Below are 24,092 nucleotides of genomic sequence, written 5' to 3'. Positions count from 1 at the left end.
TACGCTCAGCCTGTGCAGCAACCGCTCCGTGTGCCTCCCAGCGCGCCGGCACGGCTGGTGGTTCTGGCGTCGGGTACCGGTTCGCTGCTCGAGTCACTGCTCGGCGCCGCCGTCGGAAATTACCCCGCCCGAGTGGTCGCTGTCGGGGTGGATCGTGCTTGCCGGGCCGCCGAGGTCGCCACCGCAGCGGCGCTGCCGATCTTCACCGCCCGGCTCAAGGACTACCCGGATCGTGACGCTTGGGACGCCGCGCTCACCGAAGCCACCACAGCGCATTCGCCCGACCTGATCATCTCCGCCGGATTCATGAAGATCCTTGGACCGCAGTTTCTTTCACGTTTTTCGGGCCGCATCGTCAACTCGCATCCGACCCTGCTGCCGGCGTTTCCCGGTGCGCACGGGGTCGCCGACGCGCTGGACTACGGGGTGAAGATCACCGGCTGTACGGTGCACCTGGTCGACGCCGGTACCGACACCGGGCCGATACTGGCTCAGCAAGCCGTTGCGGTGCTCGAGGGCGACGACGAGCAGACCCTGCACGAGAGAATCAAGGTCACCGAGCGGCAGCTGTTGGTGGACGTGGTGGCCGCGGTGGCAACCGGCGGCGTGACGTGGAGCGGACGAAAGGCGATTATCGGGTGAGCAACGACGGGAGACGGCCGGTCCGTCGCGCATTGATCAGCGTCTACGACAAGACAGGATTGATCGACCTGGCCCGCGGCCTGCATGCCGCCGGCGTCGATATCGTCTCGACCGGCTCAACAGCGAAAACGATTGCAGGAGAGGACATTCCGGTCACTCCGGTGGAGGATGTCACCGGCTTTCCGGAGGTGTTGGACGGCCGGGTCAAGACCCTGCATCCGCATGTGCATGCCGGGTTGCTCGCCGACCTGCGCAAGCCGGAGCACGCTGCGGCCCTCGAGCAGCTTGGGATCGCCGCGTTCGAGCTGGTGGTGGTGAATCTGTATCCGTTCGGCGAGACGGTGGACTCCGGCGCCGGCGTCGACGAATGCGTCGAACAGATCGATATCGGCGGACCGTCGATGGTGCGGGCCGCAGCCAAGAACCATCCCAGCGTCGCAGTGGTGGTCGACCCCCTCGGCTATGACGGCGTGCTCGCCGCAGTGACCAACGGCGGTTTCACTCTCGCCGAGCGGAAGAAGTTGGCGTCCTTGGCATTCCGGCATACCGCTGACTACGACATCGCGGTCGCCGGCTGGATGGAGTCGACGCTGGCGCCTGAGCGGCCACAGACGTCTTTCCCGGAGTGGTTCGCCGGGTCGTGGCGGCGCTCGGCACTGCTGCGGTACGGCGAGAATCCGCATCAGCAGGCGGCGCTCTACACCGACGACGGCGGTTGGCCCGGACTGGCGCAGTCTGACCAGCTGCACGGAAAAGAGATGTCCTACAACAATTTCACCGATGCTGATGCCGCCTGGCGGGCGGCGTTCGACCATGAGCAGACCTGTGTGGCGATCATCAAACACGCCAATCCGTGCGGGATCGCGATCTCCTCGGTTTCGGTCGCCGACGCGCATCGCAAAGCCCATGAGTGCGACCCGCTCAGCGCGTTCGGTGGAGTGATCGCGGCCAACACCGAAGTCAGTGTCGAGATGGCCGAATACGTCAGCACCATTTTCACCGAAGTGATCGTGGCGCCGGCGTATGCGCCCGGGGCCGTCGACGTGCTGGCGCGCAAGAAGAACATCCGGGTGCTGGTAGCTTCCGAGCCGCTCGGCGGCGGCACCGAGGTGCGGCAGGTCAGCGGCGGACTGCTGATGCAGCAGCGTGACCGCCTCGACGCGCCGGGGGACAACCCGGCCAACTGGACGCTGGCAGCCGGCTCGCCGGCCGGCCCAGCAACGTTGGAAGACTTAGTGTTTGCGTGGCGTACCTGTCGCGCGGTGAAGTCCAATGCGATCGTGGTCGCCGCCGACGGGGCCACGATCGGTGTCGGTATGGGTCAGGTCAACCGCGTCGACGCGGCCCGGTTGGCTGTCGAGCGTGGCGGGGAGCGGGTGCAGGGTGCGGTCGCGGCTTCCGACGCGTTCTTCCCGTTCCCGGACGGGCTGGAGACGCTGGCCGCCGCAGGGGTCAGGGCGATCGTCCATCCTGGTGGCTCGGTTCGCGACGACGAGGTGACCGCCGCCGCGGCCAAAGCCGGAGTGACGTTGTATCTGACCGGCGCGCGGCACTTCGCACACTAAGCTCTCCGCGAGAGTGCAACTACCGACGCGTCTACTCGAGAAACGCGTCGCTAACCCCACTTTCGCGAAAGGCTTAGGCGCTGGCTTCGTCCGGGGCGGTCGTCACGTAGCGGATAAATCCGGCGACCTCCTCGACCGCGCGGCGGGCGTCGGGGTTGACGTCGAAGCTGAGCTGGAACATGTGCATGGACTTGTGCCACTCTTGCAGCCATACCGGTACCTCGGCTGCCCGCAACCGCTCGGCCAGCGTCCGGGCGTCGTTGAGCAGCATCTCGTGGGTGCCGACTTGCAGCAGGAACGGACCGAGCCCGCGCAGGTCTGCTTCGGGCGGCATCACCGGCAGCGGGCGGGTGCCGTTGACGGTGGCGAACACGTCGTAGATGAACTTGACCGTCATGAACGGAAACATCACGTCGCGGTGGTTCTTGAGGGCGCGGTATTTCAACTCCATGTCCGACGACGTCAGCGGCGACAGCAGCGCCTGCCCGGCCGGCACCGGTAGCCCGGCGTCCCTGGCGGCCAGCGCGGCCTGGGCGGCCATCAATCCGCCCGCCGAATCTCCGGCCACCACAACGTGTTCCGGGGAAAAGCCGCGGGATAACACGTACCGGTAGGCGTCGAGCCCGTCGGACACCGCGTCTTCAATGCCAACCTGCGGGGCCAGCCGATAGCCCACATTGAACACCTGGGCGCCGGTGACAGCCGACAGCTTGCTGACGAAGCGGCGGTGTGAATTCAGGCCCAAGGTGACCAGCGCCGAGCCGTGGAAGTAGACGATGACCCGATCAGAGCCTCGTGCCGAGTCAGCGACCACCCACTCGGCCGAGCAGTGCGGCAGCCGCGCAGTCGTGATTTCGGTGTCGGGCAGCGGCGGAATCACCCGCAGCGGCTTGTCGATGACGTCGAGGCGGGCGCGCTGCAGTGCATCCGGGCGGAAGTGGTTGACGATCATGCCGACGACGGTCAGCGTCGCCAGCACTGGCCGCACGAAGATCGCCGTCAACAACGCGAGCAGGCTCTGCTGCCAGCAGGCCGGCCCGAAGTGCGCGGTCGCGGGACGATCGCGCCAATCCACCAGGTTCACGGGACCAAGGGTATCGGGTAGCTGGGGAGGCCCGACAAATGGCGGGATTCGACGTGGCATGACGCCCGTCGCGGCGCCGTCGTAGCGTGGAGTGGTGACTGCACCGACCCATCTGCCCCGCACCGTCGGCGAACTGCGCGCCGGCGGGCACCGCGAGCGGGGAGTCAAACAGGAAATCCGGGAAAACCTGCTCACCGCGCTGGCCGAGGGTGACGACATCTGGCCGGGGATCCTGGGCTTCGACGACACCGTGTTGCCGCAGCTGGAACGCGCGCTGATCGCCGGCCATGACTTCGTCCTGCTCGGTGAACGTGGCCAGGGCAAGACGCGACTGCTGCGGGCGCTGGTGGGATTGCTCGACGAGTGGACACCGGTGATCGGGGGCGCCGAACTCGGTGAGCATCCGTACTCGCCGATCACCCCGGAGTCGATCCGGCGCGCCGCCACCCTGGGCGACGACCTGCCGGTGGAGTGGCGACACCGCAGCGAGCGCTACACCGAGAAGCTGGCCACACCCGACACCAGCGTGGCCGACCTGGTCGGCGACATCGATCCGATCAAGGTCGCCGAGGGACGCAGCCTCGGTGACCCCGAGACCATCGCCTACGGCCTGATCCCCCGGGCGCACCGGGGCATTGTCGCGGTCAACGAGCTGCCCGACCTGGCCGAGCGCATCCAGGTGTCGATGCTCAACGTGATGGAGGAGCGCGACATCCAGGTCCGCGGCTACACGCTGCGCCTGCCGCTGGATGTGCTGGTGGTGGCCAGCGCCAACCCGGAGGACTACACCAACCGCGGTCGGATCATCACCCCGCTCAAGGACCGGTTCGGCGCCGAGATCCGCACGCACTACCCGCTGGAGCTCGACGCCGAAGTGGGCGTCATCGTGCAGGAGGCGCACCTGAGTGCCCAGGTGCCCGACCATCTGACGCAGGTGATCGCGCGGTTTGCTCGCTACCTGCGTGAATCCCACTCGGTCGATCAGCGCTCCGGCGTCTCGGCCCGGTTCGCGATCGCGGCGGCTGAGACGGTGGCTGCCGCCGCGCGCCATCGCGGCGCGGTGCTGGGTGAGACGGACCCGGTGGCCCGGGTGGTGGATCTCGGCACCGTCATCGACGTGCTGCGCGGCAAATTGGAGTTCGAGTCCGGCGAGGAAGGCCGCGAACAGGCCGTGCTGGAACACCTGTTGCGCCGCGCCACCGCCGACACCGCGTCGCGGGTGCTCGGCGGGCTCGATGTCGGCCCGTTGGTGGCCGCGGTCGAGGGTGGTTCGGCGGTGACGACGGGTGAGCGGGTGTCGGCCAAGAACGTGTTGGCGGCGCTGCCCGATTTGCCGGTGATCGACGCGGTCGCCAAGCGGCTGGGTGCGGAATCCGAGGGCGAGCGCGCCGCCGCGCTGGAGTTGGCGCTGGAGGCGCTGTATTTGGCCAAGCGGGTCGACAAAATGTCCGGTGAGGGCGAAACCGTCTATGGCTAGGTTCGACGGTGACGACCCGCAGGGCCCGGCTTCGCCGCGCTCGCGATCGTCACGAGGGCACTCGTCGCGGTACTCGGCGTATACCGGCGGACCCGACCCGCTGGCTCCGCCGGTGGACCTGCGCGAGGCGCTGGAGCAGATCGGGCAAGACGTGATGGCGGGCACCTCGCCGCGCCGGGCGTTGTCCGAGCTGCTGCGGCGGGGCACCACGAATCTGCCTGGTGCCGACCGGCTGGCTGCCGAAGCCAACCGACGTCGACGGGACTTGTTGCGCCAGAACAATTTAGACGGCACGTTGCAGGAGATCAAGAAGCTTCTCGACGAGGCGGTGCTGGCCGAGCGCAAAGCATTGGCCCGCGCGCTCGACGACGATGCCCGCTTCGGCGAGTTGCAGCTCGAGGCGCTTTCGGCCTCGCCGGCCAAAGCCGTCCAAGAGCTCTCCGAGTACAACTGGCGCAGCGGTGAAGCCCGCGAAAAGTACGAGCAGATCAAGGATCTGCTGGGCCGCGAGATGCTCGACCAACGCTTCGCGGGGATGAAGCAGGCATTGGAGGGCGCTACCGACGAGGACCGTCAGCGCGTCACCGAGATGCTCGACGACCTGAACAGCCTGCTGGACAAGCACTCCCGGGGTGCGGACACGCAGCAGGATTTTCAAGACTTCATGAATAAGCACGGCGAGTTCTTCCCGGAGAACCCGCGCAACGTCGACGAGTTGCTCGACTCGCTGGCCAAGCGGGCCGCCGCAGCGCAGCGGTTCCGCAACAGTTTGAGCGCAGAGCAGCGTGCCGAGTTGGATGCGTTGGCGCAGCAAGCATTCGGATCTCCGGCATTGATGCAGGCGCTGGACCGGCTGGACATGCACCTGCAGGCAGCCCGTCCGGGCGAGGACTGGACCGGGTCGTCGGAGTTCTCCGGCGACAACCCACTGGGCATGGGGGAGGGCGCGCAGGCGTTGGCCGACATTGCCGAGCTGGAACAACTGGCCGAGCAGCTGTCGCAGAGCTACCCGGGCGCGACCATGGATGACGTCGACCTCGATGCGCTGGCCCGCCAGCTCGGCGACCAGTCGGCCATCGACGCGCAAACGCTCGCCGAGCTGGAGCGCGCGCTGGTCAACCAGGGCTTCTTCGACCGCGGTTCGGACGGCCAGTGGCGGCTCTCACCCAAGGCGATGCGGCGACTGGGTGAGACGGCGTTACGCGATGTGGCAGAACAGCTTTCCAGCCGGCGCGGCGAGCGTGATCACCGGCGTGCCGGCGCGGCCGGCGAGCTGACCGGCGCGACCCGGCCGTGGCAGTTCGGTGACACCGAGCCGTGGAATGTCACCCGCACGCTGACCAACGCGGTACTACGGCAGGCCGGCACCCCAACCGTCGATGGGCCGATCCGGATCACCGTGGACGACGTCGAGGTCTCCGAGACCGAAACCCGCACGCAGGCCGCGGTCGCGCTGCTGGTCGACACCTCGTTTTCAATGGTGATGGAGAACCGCTGGTTGCCGATGAAGCGAACGGCGCTGGCGCTCAACCATCTGGTCAGCACTCGGTTCCGCTCGGATGCGCTGCAGATCATCGCATTTGGCCGCTACGCGCGAACGATGACGCCAGCCGAGCTGATGGGCCTGGAGGGAGTCTATGAGCAGGGCACCAATCTGCACCACGCATTGGCGCTGGCCGGTCAGCATCTACGCCGCCACCCCAACGCGCAGCCGGTCGTCCTGGTGGTCACCGACGGTGAGCCGACCGCCCATCTGGAAGGAACCGACGGCGACGGCGCGGCAGTGTTTTTCGACTATCCGCCCCACCCGCGGACCATCGCCCACACCGTGCGCGGATTCGACGACATGGCCAGGCTGGGCGCGCAGGTGACGATTTTCCGGCTGGGCAGCGATCCTGGCCTGGCCCGGTTCATCGACCAGGTGGCGCGACGGGTGGAGGGCCGGGTCGTGGTGCCCGACCTCGACGGGCTGGGCGCCGCGGTGGTGGGTGATTACCTCCGGTCCAGGCGACGGCGGTAACCTTGCCCAGCACTAGCGCTGACCTTTGCGATTCTTCCGCTTGATGCCCACACCGCCCCACAGCGAGAAGCCGCGAACTTTGACCGTCGGGGCACCGGGTGATCCTTCGCCGCTGACCTTATGATCGAATCCGCCCATCACGCCGTGGCCGTGGATATCGACGTTGACTTCCGGCGGCAACAGGATTGTTTGCCCGCCCATGATCGAGTAGGCGCGGATCTCCACCTCGGTGGACGTGAAGTCGGCGTAGCGGAGATCGACCACTCCACCGCCCCACAGCGCGAACGTCGTCAGCTTCTTGGGCACATTCCAGCGGCCGCGTCGCTCGAACGCGCTCATGATCGCCAGCAGCAGCGTGGACGGCGCGGGTTGGCAGTCGCCGCCCCGGCAGGGGTTCACCGACGATCCGACTAAGTCGGAGTGCAGGCGGTCCAATTCTGCATAGGTCTTGGCCGCGTATGCCTTGGTGAGCCGATCTTCGTAGTCGCTCATCTGCAGCCGACCCTGAGCAGCGGCTTCGGTGAGCAACTGGGCCACCTGGATGCGGTCGGTTTCGGCGGCGCGCGGCAGACCGCTCCGCTCGCCGCGCGCGCCTGGCTGCGCTGAATTGCTCATCACTTATGAGCCTACGACGAAGAATTTTTGCTGCAAGGCAACTTCGCCGAAGTGGCTTGGCGCGGTCGCGGGCTGCTCAGCGGCCCGCATCGTCGTCGGTCGCCCACCGGGGCGGGCGTTTCTGCAGGAAGGCGAGCATGCCTTCGCGGGCTTCCTCGGAGACGAACAGTTGCGCGGAGTCCGTCGTAAGCCGCTCGGCGTCGCGGTCGAAGCCCGCCAGAACACCAGCTGTGGTCAGCGCCTTTGATGCGGCCAGGCCCTGCGGAGACCCCAGCGCCACATTAGCGACGAGCGACGCCACCGCGGCCTCGACGTCGTCGACGGCCATCGTGACCAACCCGATCGCAGCAGCTTCGCCGGCGTCGAACTTCTCGCCGGTCAGGTAGTAGCGCGCGGCGGCGCGCGGCGACATTTTCGGCAGCAACGTCAGCGAGATGATCGCCGGCGCGACCCCGATCCGGGCCTCGGTCAGCGCGAACGTGCTGCGCGGCCCGGCCACCGCGATGTCGCAAGCGCCTACCAAGCCGAAGCCGCCGGCCCGGACGTGGCCGTCGATCGCCCCGATCACCGGCAGCGGTGACTCCACGATCGCGCGCAGTAGCGCGGTGAGCTCGCGGGCCCGATCGGCGGCCATGTCGAATGCCGATGGTGGCGACCCGCTTCGCGCGGCTTCGCCGCGCTCGCGATCGCCACGCGGATCGCCGCCGGACGCTTGGCTCAGATCCGCGCCGGCGCAGAACGTCCCGCCGGTGTGGCCCAACACCACCGCCCGTATTGCGGGATCGGCGTCGGCCTCGCGAAGGCCCTCGTGCAACTGGCTGACCAGTGCCGTCGACAACGCGTTGCGGTTGTGTGGAGAGTTCAGCGTCAGCCGCGCGACGTGCCCGTCGGCGACATACTCGACCAGCCTGTCCATCAGTAGGAGCGCGGCAGGCCCAGCGACGTCTGCGCGACGAAGTTGAGCACCATTTCCCGGCTCACCGGCGCGATCCGCGATAACCGCGATGCGGTCAGCGCTGCGGCGATGCCGTATTCCTTGGTCAGCCCGTTGCCGCCCAGCGACTGGACGGCCTGGTCGACTGCTCGTGTCGACGCCTCGCCGGCGGCGTATTTGGCCATGTTGGCCGACTCGGCGGCGCCGATGTCGTCGCCGCTGTCGTAGAGGGACGCGGCCTTCTGCATCATCAGCTTGGCCAGCTCGATCTCAATATGGTTCTGCGCCAACGGATGTGAGAGCCCTTGGTGCGCCCCGATCGGGGTGCCCCACACCTTACGGGTCTTGACGTAGTCAGCGGCCTTGTTGATCGCGAATCGGCCCATGCCCACTGCGCTGGCCGCACCCATGATCCGCTCCGGGTTCAGGCCGGCGAACAGTTGGGCGATCGCGGCGTCTTCGGATCCCACCAACGCATCGGACGGCAACCGCACCTCGTCGATGAACACCTGGAATTGGCGTTCGGGGCTGATCAGTTCCATCTCGATCGGGGTGTAGCTGAAGCCGGGTGCGTCGGTGGGCACCACGAACAGTGCCGGACGCAGCTTGCCGGTTTTGGTTTCCTCGGTGCGCCCGACGACCAGCACCAGCTGGGCCTGGTCGACGCCGGAGATGAAAACCTTCTGCCCGGAAAGAATCCAGTCGCCGCCGTCACGACGCGCGGTGGTGGTGATCTTGTGCGAGTTGGATCCGGCGTCCGGCTCGGTGATGGCGAACGCCATCGTGATCGACCCGTCGGCGATGCCCGGCAGCCACCGCTGCTTCTGCTCGTCGGTACCGAACTTGGCGATGATGGTGCCGTTGATCGCCGGCGACACCACCATCATCAGCAGCGCGCAGCCGTGGGTCGCCATCTCTTCCATCACCAGGGACAGCTCGTACATCCCGGCGCCGCCGCCGCCGTACTGCTCGGGCAGGTTGACCCCGAGAAAGCCGAGTTTGCCTGCCTCGCTCCACAATTCGTCGGTGTGCTGCTGGGCGCGGGCCTTCTCCAGGTAGTAGTCCTGGCCGTAGTTGGCGGTCATCGCCGCCACCGCCTTGCGTAGGGCCTGGCGTTCCTCGCTCTCGATGAAGCTGGTGTCGGTCACGATTGCGGGTCTCCTTCTGGGTTTTCGGTTGCGTCGACGCGCGCCAAGACGGCACCCACCTCGACCTGCTGGCCGGGCTGGACATCGAGTTCGGCGAGCACGCCGTCGGTGGGCGAGGTGATGGTGTGTTCCATCTTCATGGCTTCCAGCCAGATCAGTGGCTGTCCTTCGGTCACGGTATCGCCGACTTGAGCGCCGACCCGAATGACGTTGCCGGGCATCGGTGCAACCAACGAGCCCTGTTCGAGGGCCGATCCCGGCTCCGGGAAGCGCGGCAGCGCGATCAGGTGCACCGGCCCGTAGGGCGAGTCGACGTAGACGTCATCGGCGTAGCGGGCGACAGCGAAGCTGTGCGCCACCCCTGCGCTGTCAGCCAGCACGACCTCATGCGGGGTGGACGAGATCAGATGCACCTCGTCCGCGAGCTCCAAGCCGGTTCTGCTGAACCGGTATTCAATTCGATGTTCTTCGCCGCTGTCATCGAGGTAGGACTTGGCCTGGTGGCCCGACGCCAGGTTGCGCCAGCCGCTGGGAATCGAGCCGAGCACGACCGCCGTCGAGCGGTTGTGCGCAGCGTCGGCAAGAGCGGCCGCCACGGCGGACAGCCGGATGCCCGTCGCATCGGCCAGTGGTGCCGACAGCTCGTCCAGGCCGTGAGTGTCGAAAAACGCTGTGTCGGTGGCACCATCGAGGAACGCCGGGTGGCGCAGCACGTTGACCAGCAGATCGCGGTTGGTGCGTACCCCGTGCAGGTGGGCGCGGGCCAGTGCGTGTGCGAGCACCAACGCGGCCTGGCGGCGGGTCGGAGCGTAGGAGATGACCTTGGCCAGCATCGGGTCGTAGTGGATGGACACCACCGACCCGTCGACAATCCCGGAATCCAGCCGGATCCCGGTGCGCGAGCCGAGCGTCTCGAACTCGGTCCGGGTGCCGGCCACGTCGATGCGCTGCACCTCACCGGCCTGCGGCTGCCAGCCCCGGGCCGGGTCTTCGGCGTAGAGCCGCGCTTCAATCGAATGCCCTTGCGCGGCAGGGGGGTCCGCGTCCAGGCGGACCCCGTCGGCCACGGCGAGCTGAAGTCCGACCAGGTCGAGGCCGGTCGTCTCCTCGGTGACCGGGTGTTCGACCTGTAGTCGGGTGTTCATTTCCAGGAAGTAGAACTCGCCGTCGTCGTCAGCCAAGAACTCGACGGTTCCGGCGCCGGTGTAGCCGATCGCCTCGGCAGCCAGCCGCGCGGCATCGAAGAGCTTGGCACGCATACCCGGCGTGCGCTCGACGAGCGGTGAGGGTGCCTCCTCGATGATCTTCTGATGCCGGCGCTGGATCGAGCATTCGCGTTCACCCACTGCCCATACGGTGCCGTGGGCGTCGGCGAGCACCTGGACCTCGACGTGGTGGCCGGTGGGCAGGTAGCGCTCGCAGAACACCGTGGGGTCGCCGAACGCCGATTGCGCTTCCCGGCTGGCGGCTGCGACCTGGTCTCGGAGGTCTGCCAGGTCGTTGACCACCCGCATACCGCGTCCGCCGCCACCTGCCGATGCTTTGACCAGCACCGGCAGCTGCTGCGGCGTCACGGTGTCCGGATCGAGCTGGTCGAGGACCGGCACTCCGGCGGCGGCCATCATCTTCTTGGCCTCGATTTTGGATCCCATCGCCTGCACCGCGGCCACCGGCGGCCCGATCCACGTCAGGCCGGCGTTCTGCACAGCCGTCGCGAAATCCGCGTTCTCCGAGAGGAACCCGTAGCCAGGATGGACTGCATCGGCGCCGGCCGCGCGGGCCGCCGCGATCAGCGCATCGATGGACAGGTAGTCGTTGGTTTTCGGCAGCCGCACCTTTGCGTCGGCCTGCCAGACGTGCGGTGCGTTGGCGTCGGGGTCGGTGTAGACGGCGACGGTGCTCAGGCCCAGTCGACGGCAGGTGGCGAACACCCGCCGCGCGATCTCGCCGCGGTTGGCCACCAATACTCGGGTAATCATGGGCATCACATCCGGAAGACGCCGAAGTTCGACGTCCCCTTTACCGGGCCATTGGCGATGGCGGACAAACATATTCCCAACACCGTGCGGGTGTCGCGTGGGTCGATCACCCCGTCGTCGTACAGCATCCCGGATAGCACCATCGGCAGCGATTCGGCTTCGATCTGGCCCTCGACGGCGGCCCGCATTGCGGCGTCGGCCTGCTCGTCGACCTGCTGGCCGCGGGCTTCGGCGGCGGCCCGGCTCACGATCGACAGCACCCCGGCCAGCTGGGCACCGCCCATCACCGCCGATTTAGCACTGGGCCAAGCGAACAGGAATCTCGGGTCGTAGGCCCGACCACACATCCCGTAGTGCCCGGCGCCGTACGACGCGCCGATCAGCAGCGAAATGTGCGGCACCGTCGAGTTCGACACGGCATTGATCATCATCGAGCCGTGTTTGATCATTCCGCCCTCTTCATAGTCCTTGCCCACCATGTAGCCGGTGGTGTTGTGCAAGAACAGCAATGGCGTGTCGGAGCGGTTGGCCAGCTGGATGAACTGGGTGGCCTTCTGCGACTCCTCGGAAAACAACACGCCTCGGGCGTTGGCCAGGATGCCCAGCGGATACCCGTGGAGTTGCGCCCAGCCCGTCACCAGCGACGAGCCGTACATCGGCTTGAACTCGTCGAATTCGGAGCCGTCGACAATGCGGGCGATCACTTCCCGCGGATCGAACGGGATGCGCAGGTCCGACGGGACGATGCCGATCAGCTCGTCGGGGTCGAACAACGGCTCGGTCACCGGTTTCGGCGCGGGACCCTGCTTGACCCAGTTCAGCCGCGCCACGATGCGGCGACCGAGCCGGATCGCGTCGAGCTCGTCGACGGCGAAGTAGTCTGCCAATCCCGAAATGCGGGCATGCATTTCGGCGCCACCGAGTGACTCGTCGTCGGATTCCTCGCCGGTGGCCATCTTGACCAGCGGCGGGCCGGCCAGAAAGACCTTCGAGCGCTCTTTGATCATCACCACGTGATCGGACATACCGGGGATGTAGGCCCCACCCGCGGTGGAGTTGCCGAAAACCAAGGCGATCGTCGGTATTCCGGCGGCCGAGAGGCGGGTCAGGTCGCGGAACATCTGCCCGCCCGGGATGAAGATCTCCTTCTGGGTGGGCAGGTCCGCACCGCCGGATTCCACCAGCGAGATCACCGGCAGTCGGTTCTGGAACGCGATCTGGTTGGCGCGGAGTATCTTTCGCAGTGTCCACGGGTTGCTGGTGCCACCTTTGACGGTGGGGTCGTTGGCGACGATCATGCACTCCACCCCGGAGACCGCGCCGATGCCGACTACCAGGCTGGCGCCGATCTGGAAGTTGCTGCCCCACGCCGCCAGCGGGCTCAACTCGAGAAACGGCGAATCCGGGTCGACCAGCAGCTCGATGCGTTCCCGGGCGGTGAGCTTGCCCCGGGCATGGTGGCGCTCGACGTATTTAGACCCACCGCCGCCCAGCGCTTTGGCGAGTTCAGCGTCGATCTCGTCCAGCTTGGTGGACAACGACGCCGCCGCCTCGGTGTATGTGGGTGCGGAGGGATCGAGCGTGGATTGCAACACCGTCATAGCCACCGCCGACGATGCAGAGCGTAGCGATGAGGAGGCACCCCCAGCCGCGGAGCGGCGAGGGGGCGAGGAGGCGGAATGATCATGATTGGTATCCAAGGGTCTTGGCGGCCAATGCGGTCAGGATTTCGGTGGTTCCGCCGCCGATGCCGATGATCCGCATGTCGCGATACTGGCGTTCGATTTCGGACTCGGCCATGTAGCCCATCCCCCCGAACAGTTGGACGGCTTGGTGGACAACCCATTCGCCGGCTTCCACCGCGGTGTTCTTGGCGAAGCACACCTGCGCGATCAGGTTGGTCTCTCCGGCGAGCTGACGTTCCACCACATTGCGGGTATAGACGCGGGCCACGTCGATGCGACGGGCCATCTCGGCGAGCGTGTTCTGCACGGTCTGCCGCGAGATCAGCGGCCGGCCGAAGGTTTCCCGGTCGCGACACCATTGAACCGTCAGCTCTAGGCAGCGCTGTGCACTCGAATAGGCTTGCGCGGCAAGCCCAACGCGTTCGGACACGAATGCCAGGGCGATCTGGGCGAAGCCGCTGTTCTCGGCGCCCACCAGGTTGGCTGCCGGCACGCGTGCGTCGACGTAGGACAGCTCCGCGGTGTCCGAGGAGCGCCAGCCCATTTTTTCCAGCTTGCGGGTGACCTCAAAGCCGGGCGTGCCTTTTTCCACCACCAACAGCGATACTCCGGCGGCGCCCGGACCGCCGGTGCGCACCGCGGACACCACGTAGTCGGCCCGAACCCCGGAGGTGATGTAGGTCTTGGCGCCGTTGGCGATGTAGTCATCGCCGTCCCGGATCGCGGCGGTCCGTAGGTGCCCGACGTCAGAACCGCCGCCCGGCTCGGTGATGGCCAGCGCGCCGATCTTCTCACCGCGCAGCGTGGGCCGCACGAATGTGTCGATGAGCCGCTGATCGCCCGACGCGATCATGTGCGGTACCGCGATCCCACAGGTGAACAGCGACGCGAACACCCCGCCGGGCACGCCGGCCTCGTGCAGTTCTTCGCAGATGATCAGTGAGTCGGCGCCGTCGCCGCCGCCACCGCCGACCGCTTCGGGGAACCCCGCTCCCAGTAGCCCGGCTTCTCCGGCGCGGCGGTGCAGGTCGCGCGGCAGCTCGCCGATCCGTTCCCACTCGTCGGCGTGCGGCAGGATCTCCCGCTCGGCGAACGAGCGGACGGTCTTGCGGAGCTGGTCACGCTCGGGTGTGGTCCAGATGTTCACAGCAGCCTTTCCGGGATCTCGACATGGCGGCTGCGCAACCATTCGCCCAGCCCTTTGGCCTGCGGGTCGAAGCGAGCCTGGTAGGCGACGCCCTGACCGAGGATGTCGTCGATGACGAAGTTCACCGCGCGCAGGTTGGGCAGCACATGGCGGGTGACCGGCAGGCCGGCGGTTTCGGGCAGCAGGTCCGCGAGCTTCTCGACGGTTAGCGTGTGGGCCAGCCAGCGCCACTGCTCGTCGGTGCGCACCCACACCCCGACGTTGGCCGACCCGCCCTTGTCGCCGCTGCGGGCGCCCGCCACGACTCCCAGCGGCAGCCGCCGGGTCGGTCCGGCCGGCAGTGGCTCGGGCAACTCAGGCGGATCGGCCGGGCCCAGCTCGAGAGTTTCAGTGGCGCAGGGAATCTCGATCCGGCTGCCATCGGTGTGCACTGCGACGTGCGGCACCTTGGCCGCTTCTACGTAGCCGGGGGTGAACACGCCGTAGACCTGACCTTCGCCGGGCGGGGCGGTCACCGTGAACCCGGGATAGCTGGCCAGCGCGAGTTCAACTGCGGCCGAGGAGAATTGGCGTCCGACGTTCGCCGGGTCGGGATCGCGGACCACGCAGCGCAGTAGCGCGCTGGCCGCTTCCTCGGTGTCGGCATCGGCGTGGTCGGTGCGGGCCAGCGTCCACTCCAGCTCCGCGGGCTTGACCGGGAGCCCGGCGTCCAGCTGCCGTCGCACCAGCTTGGCTTTGGCCTCGATGTCCAGCCCGGTCAGGACGAACGTCATCGCGTTGCGGAATCCGCCGATGCTGTTCAGCGACACCTTCAGCGTCGGCGGTGGCGGCTCGCCGGCCACATCGCTGATCCGCACCCGGTCCGGGCCGTCGTCGGACAGCGCGACGGTGTCCATCCGGGCGGTGACGTCCGGGTTGGCGTAGCGGGCGCCGGTGACTTCGTAGAGCAGTTGGGCGGTCACCGTGTCGACGCTGACCAGACCTCCGGTGCCGGGATGTTTGGTGATCACCGAGGAGCCGTCGGGGAAAATCTCGGCCAGCGGGAAGCCGGCATAGGTCAGGTCGGGCACCTCGGTGAAGAACGAATAGTTGCCGCCGGTGGCCTGGATGCCGCATTCGATGACGTGGCCGGCCACCACCGCTCCGGCCAACTGGTTGTAGTCGCTGCGCGTCCAGCCGAAATGCGCAGCCGCTGGACCCACGATCACCGAGGCGTCGGTGACCCGCCCGGTGACGACCACGTCGGCGCCGCTGTGCAGGCAGTCGACGATGCCCCAGGCGCCCAGGTAGGCGTTGGCGGTCAGCGGCGTGCCCAGCCCGAGCTCGTCGGCGCGCGGCTGCAGGTCGTCGCCCTCGACGTGTGCCACCCGTGTCGGGATGCCCAGCCGCCCGGCCAGTTCTCGCACCGCGTCGGCCAGGCCGGCAGGGTTGAGGCCGCCGGCGTTGGCCACGATCCGTACGCCGCGGTCGTGGGCCAGCCCCAGACACTCCTCGAGTTGGGTGAGGAAGGTCTTGGCGTAGCCGCGCTCGGGGTGCTTCATCCGGTCCCGACCCAGGATCAGCATGGTCAGCTCGGCCAGATAGTCACCGGTCAGATAGTCCAGGTCGCCGCCGGTGAGCATCTCGCGCATCGCCGAAAGCCGGTCGCCGTAGAACCCCGAGCAGTTCCCGATTCGGACCGCAGTGCTCATGGGCGCCGCTCCTCCTCATCGCTTCGTCCCCCTCGCCGCTGCGCGGCTGGGGGTGCCCCCGCTGCATCGTCGCTGGCGCGGCTCATGGGTGTCCTCCCTCCCCGGCGACTGAGCAGCCAACGTACCAACCAACCGGTAGGTTAGCCGGTGCGGCAGGTGTTAGGTCAAGGATGCCCGGCCGATCACCCGATTTGGGTGCCCAACAGGTCACCGACTATTCTGGGGAGCAATCGTCGCTGTCGATCTGTTTGCGCGGCGACCCCCTACCAGGAGTAAGGCTCGATTATGGCTGTGCCCAAGCGCAGGATGTCGCGTGCGAACACCCGAAGCCGGCGCGCCCAGTGGAAGGCCGCCAAGCCCGAACTCGTCGGTGTGACGGTGGCCGGTCAACAGCATAAGGTGCCGCGTCGGCTGCTCAAAGCCGCCCGGCTCGGTCTCATCGACCTCGACCGGCGCTGACTTCGCCCGTCGAGTGTGACGCGACTGCGCGCACTGCAGTAGGGCCGCGGACCTCTTAGGTCGCTCTCAGGCGATTGGTTAAAACTGGTGGCCGTGCGGATTCTTGTTGTCGACGACGATCGTGCGGTGCGTGAGTCGCTGCGGCGCTCGCTGTCGTTCAACGGCTACTCGGTGACGCTGGCTCAAGACGGTGTCGAGGCCCTCGACATGATCACTACCGACCGGCCCGACGCCGTGGTGCTGGACGTCATGATGCCGCGGCTGGATGGTCTGGAAGTTTGCCGTCAGTTGCGCAGCACCGGCGATGATCTGCCCATCCTGGTGTTGACCGCCCGCGACGCGATCTCCGAACGGGTCGCCGGCCTGGATGCCGGCGCCGACGACTATCTACCGAAGCCGTTCGCACTTGAAGAGCTGCTGGCCCGGATGCGGGCGCTGTTGCGCCGCACCCAGCCCGAGGATTCCGCCGAGTCGGTGGCTATGACGTTCTCGGATCTGACGCTCGACCCGATGACCCGTGACGTCACTCGCGGGCAACGCCAGATCAGCCTGACGCGCACCGAATTCGCGCTGTTGGAGATGCTGATCGCCAACCCGCGGCGAGTGCTCACCCGCAGTCGCATTCTCGAGGAAGTATGGGGCTTCGACTTTCCCACCTCGGGCAACGCGCTGGAGGTCTACGTCGGGTATCTGCGCCGCAAGACCGAAGCCGACGGCGAGCCGCGGTTGATCCACACCGTTCGCGGAGTGGGTTACGTGCTCCGTGAAACGCCTCCCTGATGTCCATGTTCGGCCGGCGCGCTCCGCTGCGAGCGACCCCCTCGTTGTCGTTGCGATGGCGGGTGATGCTCCTGGCGATGTCGATGGTGGCGATGGTCGTCGTGTTGATGGCCGTCGCGGTGTACGCGGTGATCTCGGCGGCGCTCTACAAGGACATCGACGACCAACTGCAGAGCAGGGCGCAACTGCTGATCGCAAGCGGATCGCTATCCGCCGACCCCGGCAAAGCCATTGAGGGCACTGCATATTCGGATGTCAACGCGATGCTGGTCAACCCGGGCCGATCGATCTACACCGCTAACCAGCAAGGTCAGACGCTGCCGGTCGGCAACCCGGAAAAAGCAGTCATCCGCGGTGACTTGTTCATGTCCCGGCGCACGGCGGCCGATCAGCGGGTGCTGGCCATTCACCTGCCAAACGGCGCGTCGCTCCTGATCTCCAAGAGCCTGGCGCCCACCGATGCGGTCATGCTGAAACTGCGCTGGGTGCTGCTGATTGTCGGCGGCGTGGGCGTCGTGGTGGCCGCGGTAGCCGGGGGCATGGTCACCCGCGCTGGGCTGCGCCCGGTGGGCCGGCTCACCGAGGCCGCCGAGCGCGTGGCCCGCACCGACGACCTACGACCCATCCCGGTATTCGGCAGTGACGAGTTGGCCAGGCTGACCGAGGCATTCAACCTGATGCTGCGGGCACTGGCCGAGTCGCGGGAGCGGCAGGCCCAGCTGGTCACCGATGCCGGTCATGAACTGCGGACCCCGCTGACGTCGCTGCGGACCAACGTCGAGTTGCTGATGGCGTCGATGCAGCCCGGCGCGCCGCGGCTACCGGAGCAGGAAATGATCGACCTGCGTGCCGACGTGATCGCCCAGATCGAGGAATTGTCCACGCTGATAGGCGATTTGGTGGACTTGACCAGAGACGACGCCGGTGAGGTCGTGCACGAGCCGGTTGACATGGGTGAGGTCATCGACCGCAGCCTGGAGCGGGTCCGGCGGCGGCGCAACGACATCGACTTCGAGGTACAGGTGATCGGATGGCAGGTCTACGGTGACCTCGCCGGCCTGTCCCGCGCGGTACTGAATCTGATGGACAACGCGGCCAAGTGGAGTCCGTCGGGCGGGCGGGTCAGCGTCCGGATGACCCAACTGGATCCCGCGCATGCCGAACTGGTGGTCGCCGACAACGGCCCGGGCATTCCGCCGGAGGAACGCCAATTGGTGTTCGAACGGTTCTTCCGTTCCGCGGCCGCGCGGGCGATGCCCGGTTCCGGTCTGGGGCTGGCGATCGTCAAGCAAGTGGTGCTCAAACACGGTGGAGCGCTGCGCGTGGAGGACACCGTGCCCGGCGGCCAGCCGCCGGGGACCTCGATATACGTGTTGCTGCCCGGACGTCCGCTGCCGGTTATGCCCTATCCGGAGCCGGATGTTAGCGCGGGGCAAAATGGGGGAAACTCTGAAGGCCCAGCGAACGTTGTCTCAGTGGAATCTCAGTCCACGCAGGCAAGGTAGTTGCCGTTACCGTTGAGCCCGAACTGATCTTTAGAGGAAGAGCGACCTAGCGCATGACGAATCACCCGAGGTATTCGCCACCGCCGCAGCCCGGATACCGCCCGGTGTCCGATCAGCATGCGGCGCCAGCCTATTCCGTTCCGGGCCAGCAGCAAACGTATGCCCAGCAATACGACTGGCGTTACGCCCAGCAGCAGGGCTACCGGCAGCCCTACCCGCCGTTCGGTGCCGGCCAGCCCGGCCCGGCCAGCCCCCCGCCGCCGATCGTTCCATCCCAAAAACGTTCGCGCGCAGGGCTATTAGCTGCCGGCGCGCTGGCTATTGCAGTGGTGTCGGCGGGCATCGGTGGTGCCGCGGCGTCGGTGGTCGAGCACAGCGGACAGGGCGGCGCGCACAGCACCACGACCATCCGGGGCGGGCCCGCGCCCAGCGTGCCGGCCGCTAACTTGCCGGCAGGCAGCGTGGAGCAGGTTGCCACCAAGGTTGTGCCCAGCGTGGTGATGCTGGAGACGGATCTCGGGCGCCAGTCCGAAGAGGGGTCGGGCATCATCCTGTCGGCTGACGGGCTGATCTTGACCAATAATCACGTCGTCGCCGCTGCCGGCAAGGGCGCCCGTGGCGAGGCGCCCCCCGGCGAGGCGCCGAAAACGACAGTGACCTTTTCCGACGGGCGCACCGCTCCGTTTACCGTGGTCGGGGCGGATCCCACCACCGATATCGCAGTGGTTCGGGTACAAGACGTTTCCGGGTTGGCCCCGATCAGCATCGGCTCGTCGGCTGACCTGCGCGTCGGTCAGCCGGTGATCGCGGTCGGGTCACCGCTGGGCCTGGAGGGCACGGTCACCACCGGGATCGTCAGCGCGCTGAACCGGCCGGTGTCGACTACCGGGGACACCGGCAACCAGAACACGGTGCTGGACGCCATCCAGACCGACGCCGCGATCAACCCCGGTAACTCGGGCGGCGCGCTGGTCAACATGAATGGTGATCTGATCGGCGTGAACTCGGCGATCGCCACCCTCGGCGGGGACTCCGCCGATGCGCAGAGCGGTTCGATCGGTCTCGGCTTCGCGATTCCGATCGACCAGGCCAAGCGGATAGCCGACGAGCTGATCCGCAGCGGCACGGCGTCCCACGCTTCGCTGGGTGTCCAGGTCATGAACGACAAGGGCGCTCCTGGCGCCAAGGTTGTCGATGTGGTGCCGGGCGGTGCGGCGGCAGCCGCGGGGCTGCCCAGCGGGGTGGTGGTCACCAAGGTCAACGACCGCACGATCAACAGTGCCGACGGTCTGGTGGCCGCGGTGCGGTCCAGAGCGCCGGGGGACAAGGTGACCCTGACGTATTTGGATCCGTCGGGTGACACCCGGACGGTGCAGGTTACTTTGGGCAAGGCGGATCGGTGATGAGAGTCGCCGCGCCCGGGTCAGATCACGGATATACGGTTGCAGCCATGGAACAGCGTGCGGACTTGGTAGGCCGAGCACTTGTCGTCGTGGTCGACGACCGCACGGCGCACGGGGATGAAGAGGACCACAGCGGACCGCTGGTCACCGAGCTGCTCACGGAGGCCGGGTTCGTCGTCGACGGTGTGGTGGCCGTCGCCGCCGATGAAGTGGAGATCCGCAACGCGCTGAACACCGCCGTGATCGGCGGGGTGGATTTGGTGGTGTCGGTCGGCGGTACCGGCGTGACCCCCCGTGACGTCGCTCCGGAGGCAACTCGGGAGATCCTCGATCGCGAACTCCTCGGTATCGCCGAAGCGATTCGCGCCTCCGGATTGTCGGCCGGCGTCGTCGAAGCCGGGTTGTCGCGCGGTCTGGCCGGCATCTCGGGCAGCACGTTGGTGGTCAACCTCGCCGGTTCGCGCTCTGCAGTGCGCGACGGGATGGCGACGCTGAACCCGCTGGCGGCGCAGATCATCGGACAGCTGTCGAGCCTGGAGATATGAGCGAACCGTCAGACGAGCGCGATCCGGACGATGTTCGGGACGCTGACGAGCACGAGCGTTGGCTTCGGGAGAACGTGCCGCCGCACCACGATTGAGCCGTGCCGGGTCACGGCGCGGTCAATCCTCGATGACTAATTGCCCGCAACGCCCACAATTGGGCCTTCTGCGTCATACGGTTTTTTTCGGGCGGCGTCGCGTCGCTCCGATGATTCCTGTGACGGGAGGTTGGCTCTGGTGTTCAAAGGTTTCAGAGATTTCGTGATGCGCGGTGACGTGATCACCGTGGCCGTCGGTTTGGTGGTGGCTCTGGCGTTCTCGAATCTGGTCAAGGCCTTCACCGATAGCGTGATCAATCCGTTGGTCGCTGCCGCGCAGCCCAATGCAACGCTTGGGTTGGGTGTGCAACTCGGCGACGCAGGAAACAAGGCGACGTTTATCGACTTCGGTGCCTTCATTTCGGCGATCATCTACTTCATCGTTTTCATGGCGGTGGTGTATTTCGTGATTGTGTTGCCTTACAAGCACATTCAGAAACGTCGCGGAGTCACCGTGTTCGGAGACGAGCCGGCCACCAAGGCCTGTCCGCAGTGCATGTCGGACATCCCCGAGGCCGCGCAGAAGTGCAAGTACTGCGCCAGCGAGCAGCCGGCGGCCGCCTGACACATCCGATGCGCTCAATGCAGGGTGAGTGTCACGGTCTGAACCAGCGCAGCGCCGGCCACCGCGTTGGCCGCAGCAGCCGGTAGCGCCACCAGCACCACCCGGTCGTCCGACTGCGCTTTCTGCTTCGCGGAAACCAGGACGACGATGGCGTCGCTGGCGATGAGCCGGGGATTGCTGTGCGAGTCGGTGACGCCGCCGTTAGGCGCCGCCACGATGTCGACGACGTCTCCGGGACGCACCAGGTCGATCAGCGCGGTGTCGGCCGGATGCAGCGGCACCATCCGCGCCTGCGGCCCCGCGGTAGACTCGGCCAGCCAACTGCTCAGCACCCGCACGTCGGTGAGCACCTCTCCCCGACGCGCCGGCCCTGCCAGCGTCGCACCGACAACTGCCCCCAGGTCTTTTTGTGAACCATCGGGAATCGTTGCCGCCAAACGTCTTTCGAGCTGAACATCCTCGGCAGTCAACTCCGCACCCGGTCTGAGGTCGCGCACCGCCACCACCACCTCGGTGCGGTCGCCGTCGGGATCGGGCCGAAACGCCGCGACACCGGCCAACACGACGAGCCCGCCGGCTGCGATCCGCCGGGCCACCACCGTTCGCGTCCAGTCCGGGCGTAGCCACTGCGAGACGCGGTCTGCCAGCGACGGATTCAGCGATTCGCCCATGGCGCCACGCTAAGCGGGCCGGGACGTTGAGTGTGGTCGAGAAAAAGTCGGTTGTGGATAACTGTCAGCTGGCCGCGGCAGACTTCGCGGAGTCCGATGTCTTTGAGGTCGACGAGCTGGTTGACGTCTCTTTGCTACCGCTCGAGGAGGACTTGTCGCTGGAACTCGACTTGTCGCTGGAACTCGACGAGGACTCGGACTTGCTGGAGCCATTGGTCGAACTCTTCGTCGACTCGCGGCTGTCGGTGCGGTAGAAACCGCTGCCTTTGAACACCACGCCGACGGAATTGAACACCTTGCGCAACCGGCCGGAGCACTCCTGGCAGGTCGTCAGGGCGTCGTCGGTGAAGGCCTGAACCACGTCGAAGCGGTTGCCGCACTCAGTGCACGCGTAGCTGTAAGTCGGCACAGAAACCTCCGGGTATCAGATTCGTTAGCACTCTACCGTGTCAAGTGCTAGAACCGCCATCGGCGCGGCATGATTCCCGACTGGTGTCCAGGGCGAGAAACCCGCCCTGCGGCGTGAGCGCATGGGTCATCCGCACGTCGTGCGGCTCGCAGGGCAGCTCATCGCGGAGTTCGTCGTCGCGGACCACCGCGACCATACGTGCCTGCGGGTCGCGGTGTTGCAGCGAGCGGTCGTAGAAGCCGCCGCCACGGCCCAGCCGCACTCCCGCGCGATCGACCGCTAGCGCCGGAACCAGCACCAGACTGGCTTCCGCCAACGCCGCGGGCGGCAGCCACGGTTCGGCGGGTTCGAGCAGTCCGAACCGTCCGGCCACCAGTCGCCCCGGTTGGTACTCGCCCCACTGCAATGCCAACGGCGTGTCGTCGCCGGCAGTGCGGGCAACGGGCAGCAGCACTCGTCCGGCTCGACACAGCAACACCTCCAGCATGTCGATCGACCCGGGTTCAGCGCCGACCGGGGCATAGGCGCAGACCGTGCTGTCGCTGCTCACGTCCGAATTCAGCCCGCTCAAATGCTCGCTCAGCGCCCGCGCCTCGTCGGCGCGGACGTCGTCGGCAACCGAGCGCCGGGCGGCCAACAGCTGTTGTCGCAATGCGGCTTTGCCGACGGTGCCCATGGCATCAACGATGACAGCCCGACCTTCCGGCGCGCCACATCCTCACATGGTTATCGTGTGAACGATGTCACGCGCACAGATCCGCGTTCCGCGCACGGCAATTGTTCCGGCTGCCGGCCTGGGCACCCGTTTCCTGCCTGCCACCAAGACGGTGCCCAAGGAGCTGCTGCCCGTGGTCGATACTCCGGGCATCGAGCTGGTCGCCGCCGAGGCAGCTGACGCCGGCGCGGAACGGCTGGTAATCATCACGTCGGAGGGCAAGGACGGCGTCGTCGCGCATTTCGTCGAAGACCTGGTGCTCGAAGGAACCCTGGAGGCCCGCGGCAAGAAGGCGATGCTGGCCAAGGTGCGGCGGGCGCCGGGGCTGATCAAGGTCGAGTCCGTGGTGCAGGCCGAGCCGCTGGGACTGGGGCATGCGATCGCCTGCGTGGAGTCGACGCTGTCGGACGACGAGGACGCGGTGGCCGTGTTGCTCCCCGACGACCTGGTGCTACCGACGGGCGTGCTGGAAACCATGTCCAAGGTGCGGGCCGAGCAAGGCGGCACGGTGTTGTGCGCCATCGAGGTCAGCCGTGAAGAGATCAGCGCCTATGGGGTGTTCGAGGTCGAGTCGGTTCCCGGCGCCGACAAAGACGTCCTCAAGGTCAACGGCATGGTGGAAAAGCCCAAGCCCGAGAATGCTCCGTCGATGTTCGCGGCGGCCGGCCGCTACGTCCTCGACCGCGCGGTGTTCGATGCGTTGCGTCGCATCGACCGCGGCGCGGGCGGCGAGGTGCAGCTCACCGATGCGATCGCGTTGCTGATCACCGAAGGGCATCCGGTCCACGTCGTCGTGCATCGCGGCTCCCGACACGACCTGGGAAATCCCGGCGGCTACCTCAAGGCTGCGGTTGACTTTGCGTTGGACCGCGCCGACTATGGCCCGGACTTGCGGCGGTGGTTGGTGGCGCGATTGGGCCTGCCCGAGGGATAGCCCCGGGCAATCGGGTCGGGCCTG

Annotated in this window: 20 protein-coding genes and 3 pseudogenes; 11 read left to right on the top strand and 12 right to left on the bottom strand. The window is 67.1% G+C overall.

The window, feature by feature from the left end; translation table 11 throughout:
• Window positions 1-12: 12 nt before the first annotated feature.
• Window positions 13-642: a phosphoribosylglycinamide formyltransferase gene (gene purN / locus AC5Y5W_RS04010; RefSeq protein ID WP_500010115.1), complete on the top strand. Its 630-nt coding sequence runs from the start codon at window positions 13-15 to the stop codon at window positions 640-642.
• The gene (gene purH / locus AC5Y5W_RS04005) at window positions 639-2,207 is read left to right on the top strand and encodes a bifunctional phosphoribosylaminoimidazolecarboxamide formyltransferase/IMP cyclohydrolase (protein ID WP_500022114.1); all 1,569 of its coding nucleotides are present in this window, start codon (window positions 639-641) and stop codon (window positions 2,205-2,207) included. The genes purN and purH overlap by 4 nt, the downstream gene beginning before the upstream one ends.
• 73 nt (window positions 2,208-2,280) lie before the next feature.
• Here the strand turns inward: purH and AC5Y5W_RS04000 are convergent, their stop codons facing one another.
• Entirely contained in the window at window positions 2,281-3,291 is a 1,011-nt protein-coding gene (locus tag AC5Y5W_RS04000; RefSeq protein ID WP_500010117.1) for an alpha/beta hydrolase, read from the bottom strand.
• A gap of 91 nt (window positions 3,292-3,382) precedes the next feature.
• Between AC5Y5W_RS04000 and AC5Y5W_RS03995 the strand changes: the two genes are divergently transcribed.
• Window positions 3,383-4,768, top strand: a complete 1,386-nt coding sequence (locus AC5Y5W_RS03995; RefSeq protein ID WP_500022113.1) for a sigma 54-interacting transcriptional regulator — start codon at window positions 3,383-3,385, stop codon at window positions 4,766-4,768.
• A complete protein-coding gene (locus AC5Y5W_RS03990) occupies window positions 4,761-6,788 on the top strand; it encodes a vWA domain-containing protein (protein WP_500022112.1) in 2,028 nt (675 codons plus the stop codon). Before AC5Y5W_RS03995 ends, AC5Y5W_RS03990 begins: the two co-directional genes overlap by 8 nt.
• A gap of 12 nt (window positions 6,789-6,800) precedes the next feature.
• Here the strand turns inward: AC5Y5W_RS03990 and AC5Y5W_RS03985 are convergent, their stop codons facing one another.
• The 8 genes and pseudogenes from AC5Y5W_RS03985 to AC5Y5W_RS03950 all read right to left on the bottom strand — a co-directional run.
• A complete protein-coding gene (locus AC5Y5W_RS03985; protein WP_500010120.1) occupies window positions 6,801-7,403 on the bottom strand; it encodes a DUF1707 SHOCT-like domain-containing protein in 603 nt (200 codons plus the stop codon).
• A 75-nt stretch (window positions 7,404-7,478) separates the two neighbouring features.
• Window positions 7,479-8,319 (bottom strand): annotated as a pseudogene (locus AC5Y5W_RS03980) (enoyl-CoA hydratase family protein); the annotation flags it as partial.
• Window positions 8,319-9,485, bottom strand: coding sequence for an acyl-CoA dehydrogenase family protein (locus AC5Y5W_RS03975; RefSeq protein WP_500022111.1), 1,167 nt, complete (start codon window positions 9,483-9,485; stop codon window positions 8,319-8,321). The gene AC5Y5W_RS03975 and the pseudogene AC5Y5W_RS03980, both read right to left, overlap by 1 nt.
• Entirely contained in the window at window positions 9,482-11,464 is a 1,983-nt protein-coding gene (locus tag AC5Y5W_RS03970) for an acetyl/propionyl/methylcrotonyl-CoA carboxylase subunit alpha (protein ID WP_500022110.1), read from the bottom strand. The genes AC5Y5W_RS03975 and AC5Y5W_RS03970 overlap by 4 nt, the downstream gene beginning before the upstream one ends.
• Before the next feature lie 5 nt (window positions 11,465-11,469).
• Window positions 11,470-13,059 (bottom strand): acyl-CoA carboxylase subunit beta, encoded by a 1,590-nt coding sequence (locus AC5Y5W_RS03965; protein ID WP_500010170.1) that lies wholly within the window; start codon window positions 13,057-13,059, stop codon window positions 11,470-11,472.
• Between the two features lie 88 nt (window positions 13,060-13,147).
• Window positions 13,148-14,296, bottom strand: a complete 1,149-nt coding sequence (locus AC5Y5W_RS03960; RefSeq protein WP_500022109.1) for an acyl-CoA dehydrogenase family protein — start codon at window positions 14,294-14,296, stop codon at window positions 13,148-13,150.
• Entirely contained in the window at window positions 14,293-15,987 is a 1,695-nt protein-coding gene (locus AC5Y5W_RS03955) for an acyclic terpene utilization AtuA family protein (RefSeq protein WP_500022108.1), read from the bottom strand. The genes AC5Y5W_RS03960 and AC5Y5W_RS03955 overlap by 4 nt, the downstream gene beginning before the upstream one ends.
• Window positions 15,984-16,067, bottom strand: a pseudogene (locus AC5Y5W_RS03950) (hypothetical protein); the annotation flags it as partial. The gene AC5Y5W_RS03955 and the pseudogene AC5Y5W_RS03950, both read right to left, overlap by 4 nt.
• Before the next feature lie 205 nt (window positions 16,068-16,272).
• Between AC5Y5W_RS03950 and rpmF the strand changes: the two are divergent.
• From rpmF to AC5Y5W_RS03920, 6 genes and pseudogenes are all read left to right on the top strand, one after another.
• A complete protein-coding gene (rpmF, locus tag AC5Y5W_RS03945) occupies window positions 16,273-16,446 on the top strand; it encodes a 50S ribosomal protein L32 (protein WP_500022107.1) in 174 nt (57 codons plus the stop codon).
• A 93-nt stretch (window positions 16,447-16,539) separates the two neighbouring features.
• Window positions 16,540-17,226 (top strand): response regulator transcription factor, encoded by a 687-nt coding sequence (locus AC5Y5W_RS03940; protein ID WP_500010126.1) that lies wholly within the window; start codon window positions 16,540-16,542, stop codon window positions 17,224-17,226.
• Window positions 17,226-18,731, top strand: a complete 1,506-nt coding sequence (locus AC5Y5W_RS03935; RefSeq protein ID WP_500010127.1) for a HAMP domain-containing sensor histidine kinase — start codon at window positions 17,226-17,228, stop codon at window positions 18,729-18,731. The genes AC5Y5W_RS03940 and AC5Y5W_RS03935 overlap by 1 nt, the downstream gene beginning before the upstream one ends.
• 30 nt (window positions 18,732-18,761) lie before the next feature.
• Window positions 18,762-20,134, top strand: a pseudogene (locus tag AC5Y5W_RS03930) (S1C family serine protease); the annotation flags it as partial.
• Complete coding sequence (locus AC5Y5W_RS03925) at window positions 20,134-20,679, top strand: MogA/MoaB family molybdenum cofactor biosynthesis protein (RefSeq protein ID WP_499886837.1); 546 nt, start codon at window positions 20,134-20,136, stop codon at window positions 20,677-20,679. The pseudogene AC5Y5W_RS03930 and the gene AC5Y5W_RS03925, both read left to right, overlap by 1 nt.
• Window positions 20,680-20,913: 234 nt before the next feature.
• Window positions 20,914-21,339, top strand: coding sequence for a large conductance mechanosensitive channel protein MscL (locus AC5Y5W_RS03920; protein ID WP_065013357.1), 426 nt, complete (start codon window positions 20,914-20,916; stop codon window positions 21,337-21,339).
• 14 nt (window positions 21,340-21,353) lie between these two features.
• On the opposite strand, the gene AC5Y5W_RS03915 is transcribed toward AC5Y5W_RS03920, so the two are convergent.
• From AC5Y5W_RS03915 to AC5Y5W_RS03905, 3 genes are all read right to left on the bottom strand, one after another.
• Window positions 21,354-22,010 (bottom strand): SAF domain-containing protein, encoded by a 657-nt coding sequence (locus AC5Y5W_RS03915; protein WP_500010128.1) that lies wholly within the window; start codon window positions 22,008-22,010, stop codon window positions 21,354-21,356.
• A gap of 64 nt (window positions 22,011-22,074) precedes the next feature.
• Window positions 22,075-22,419 (bottom strand): FmdB family zinc ribbon protein, encoded by a 345-nt coding sequence (locus tag AC5Y5W_RS03910; RefSeq protein ID WP_500022106.1) that lies wholly within the window; start codon window positions 22,417-22,419, stop codon window positions 22,075-22,077.
• A 40-nt stretch (window positions 22,420-22,459) separates the two neighbouring features.
• Window positions 22,460-23,095, bottom strand: a complete 636-nt coding sequence (locus AC5Y5W_RS03905) for a 5-formyltetrahydrofolate cyclo-ligase (protein ID WP_500022105.1) — start codon at window positions 23,093-23,095, stop codon at window positions 22,460-22,462.
• Window positions 23,096-23,159: 64 nt separating this feature from the next.
• On the opposite strand from AC5Y5W_RS03905, the gene AC5Y5W_RS03900 reads away from it, so the two are divergent.
• Entirely contained in the window at window positions 23,160-24,068 is a 909-nt protein-coding gene (locus tag AC5Y5W_RS03900; protein ID WP_500010131.1) for a UTP--glucose-1-phosphate uridylyltransferase, read from the top strand.
• Window positions 24,069-24,092 lie beyond the last annotated feature (24 nt).

This window comes from Mycobacterium sp. NGS51 (assembly GCF_059812525.1).
Note: the sequence above shows the minus strand (reverse complement) of the source record. Positions and strands in the feature narration are given on the sequence as shown.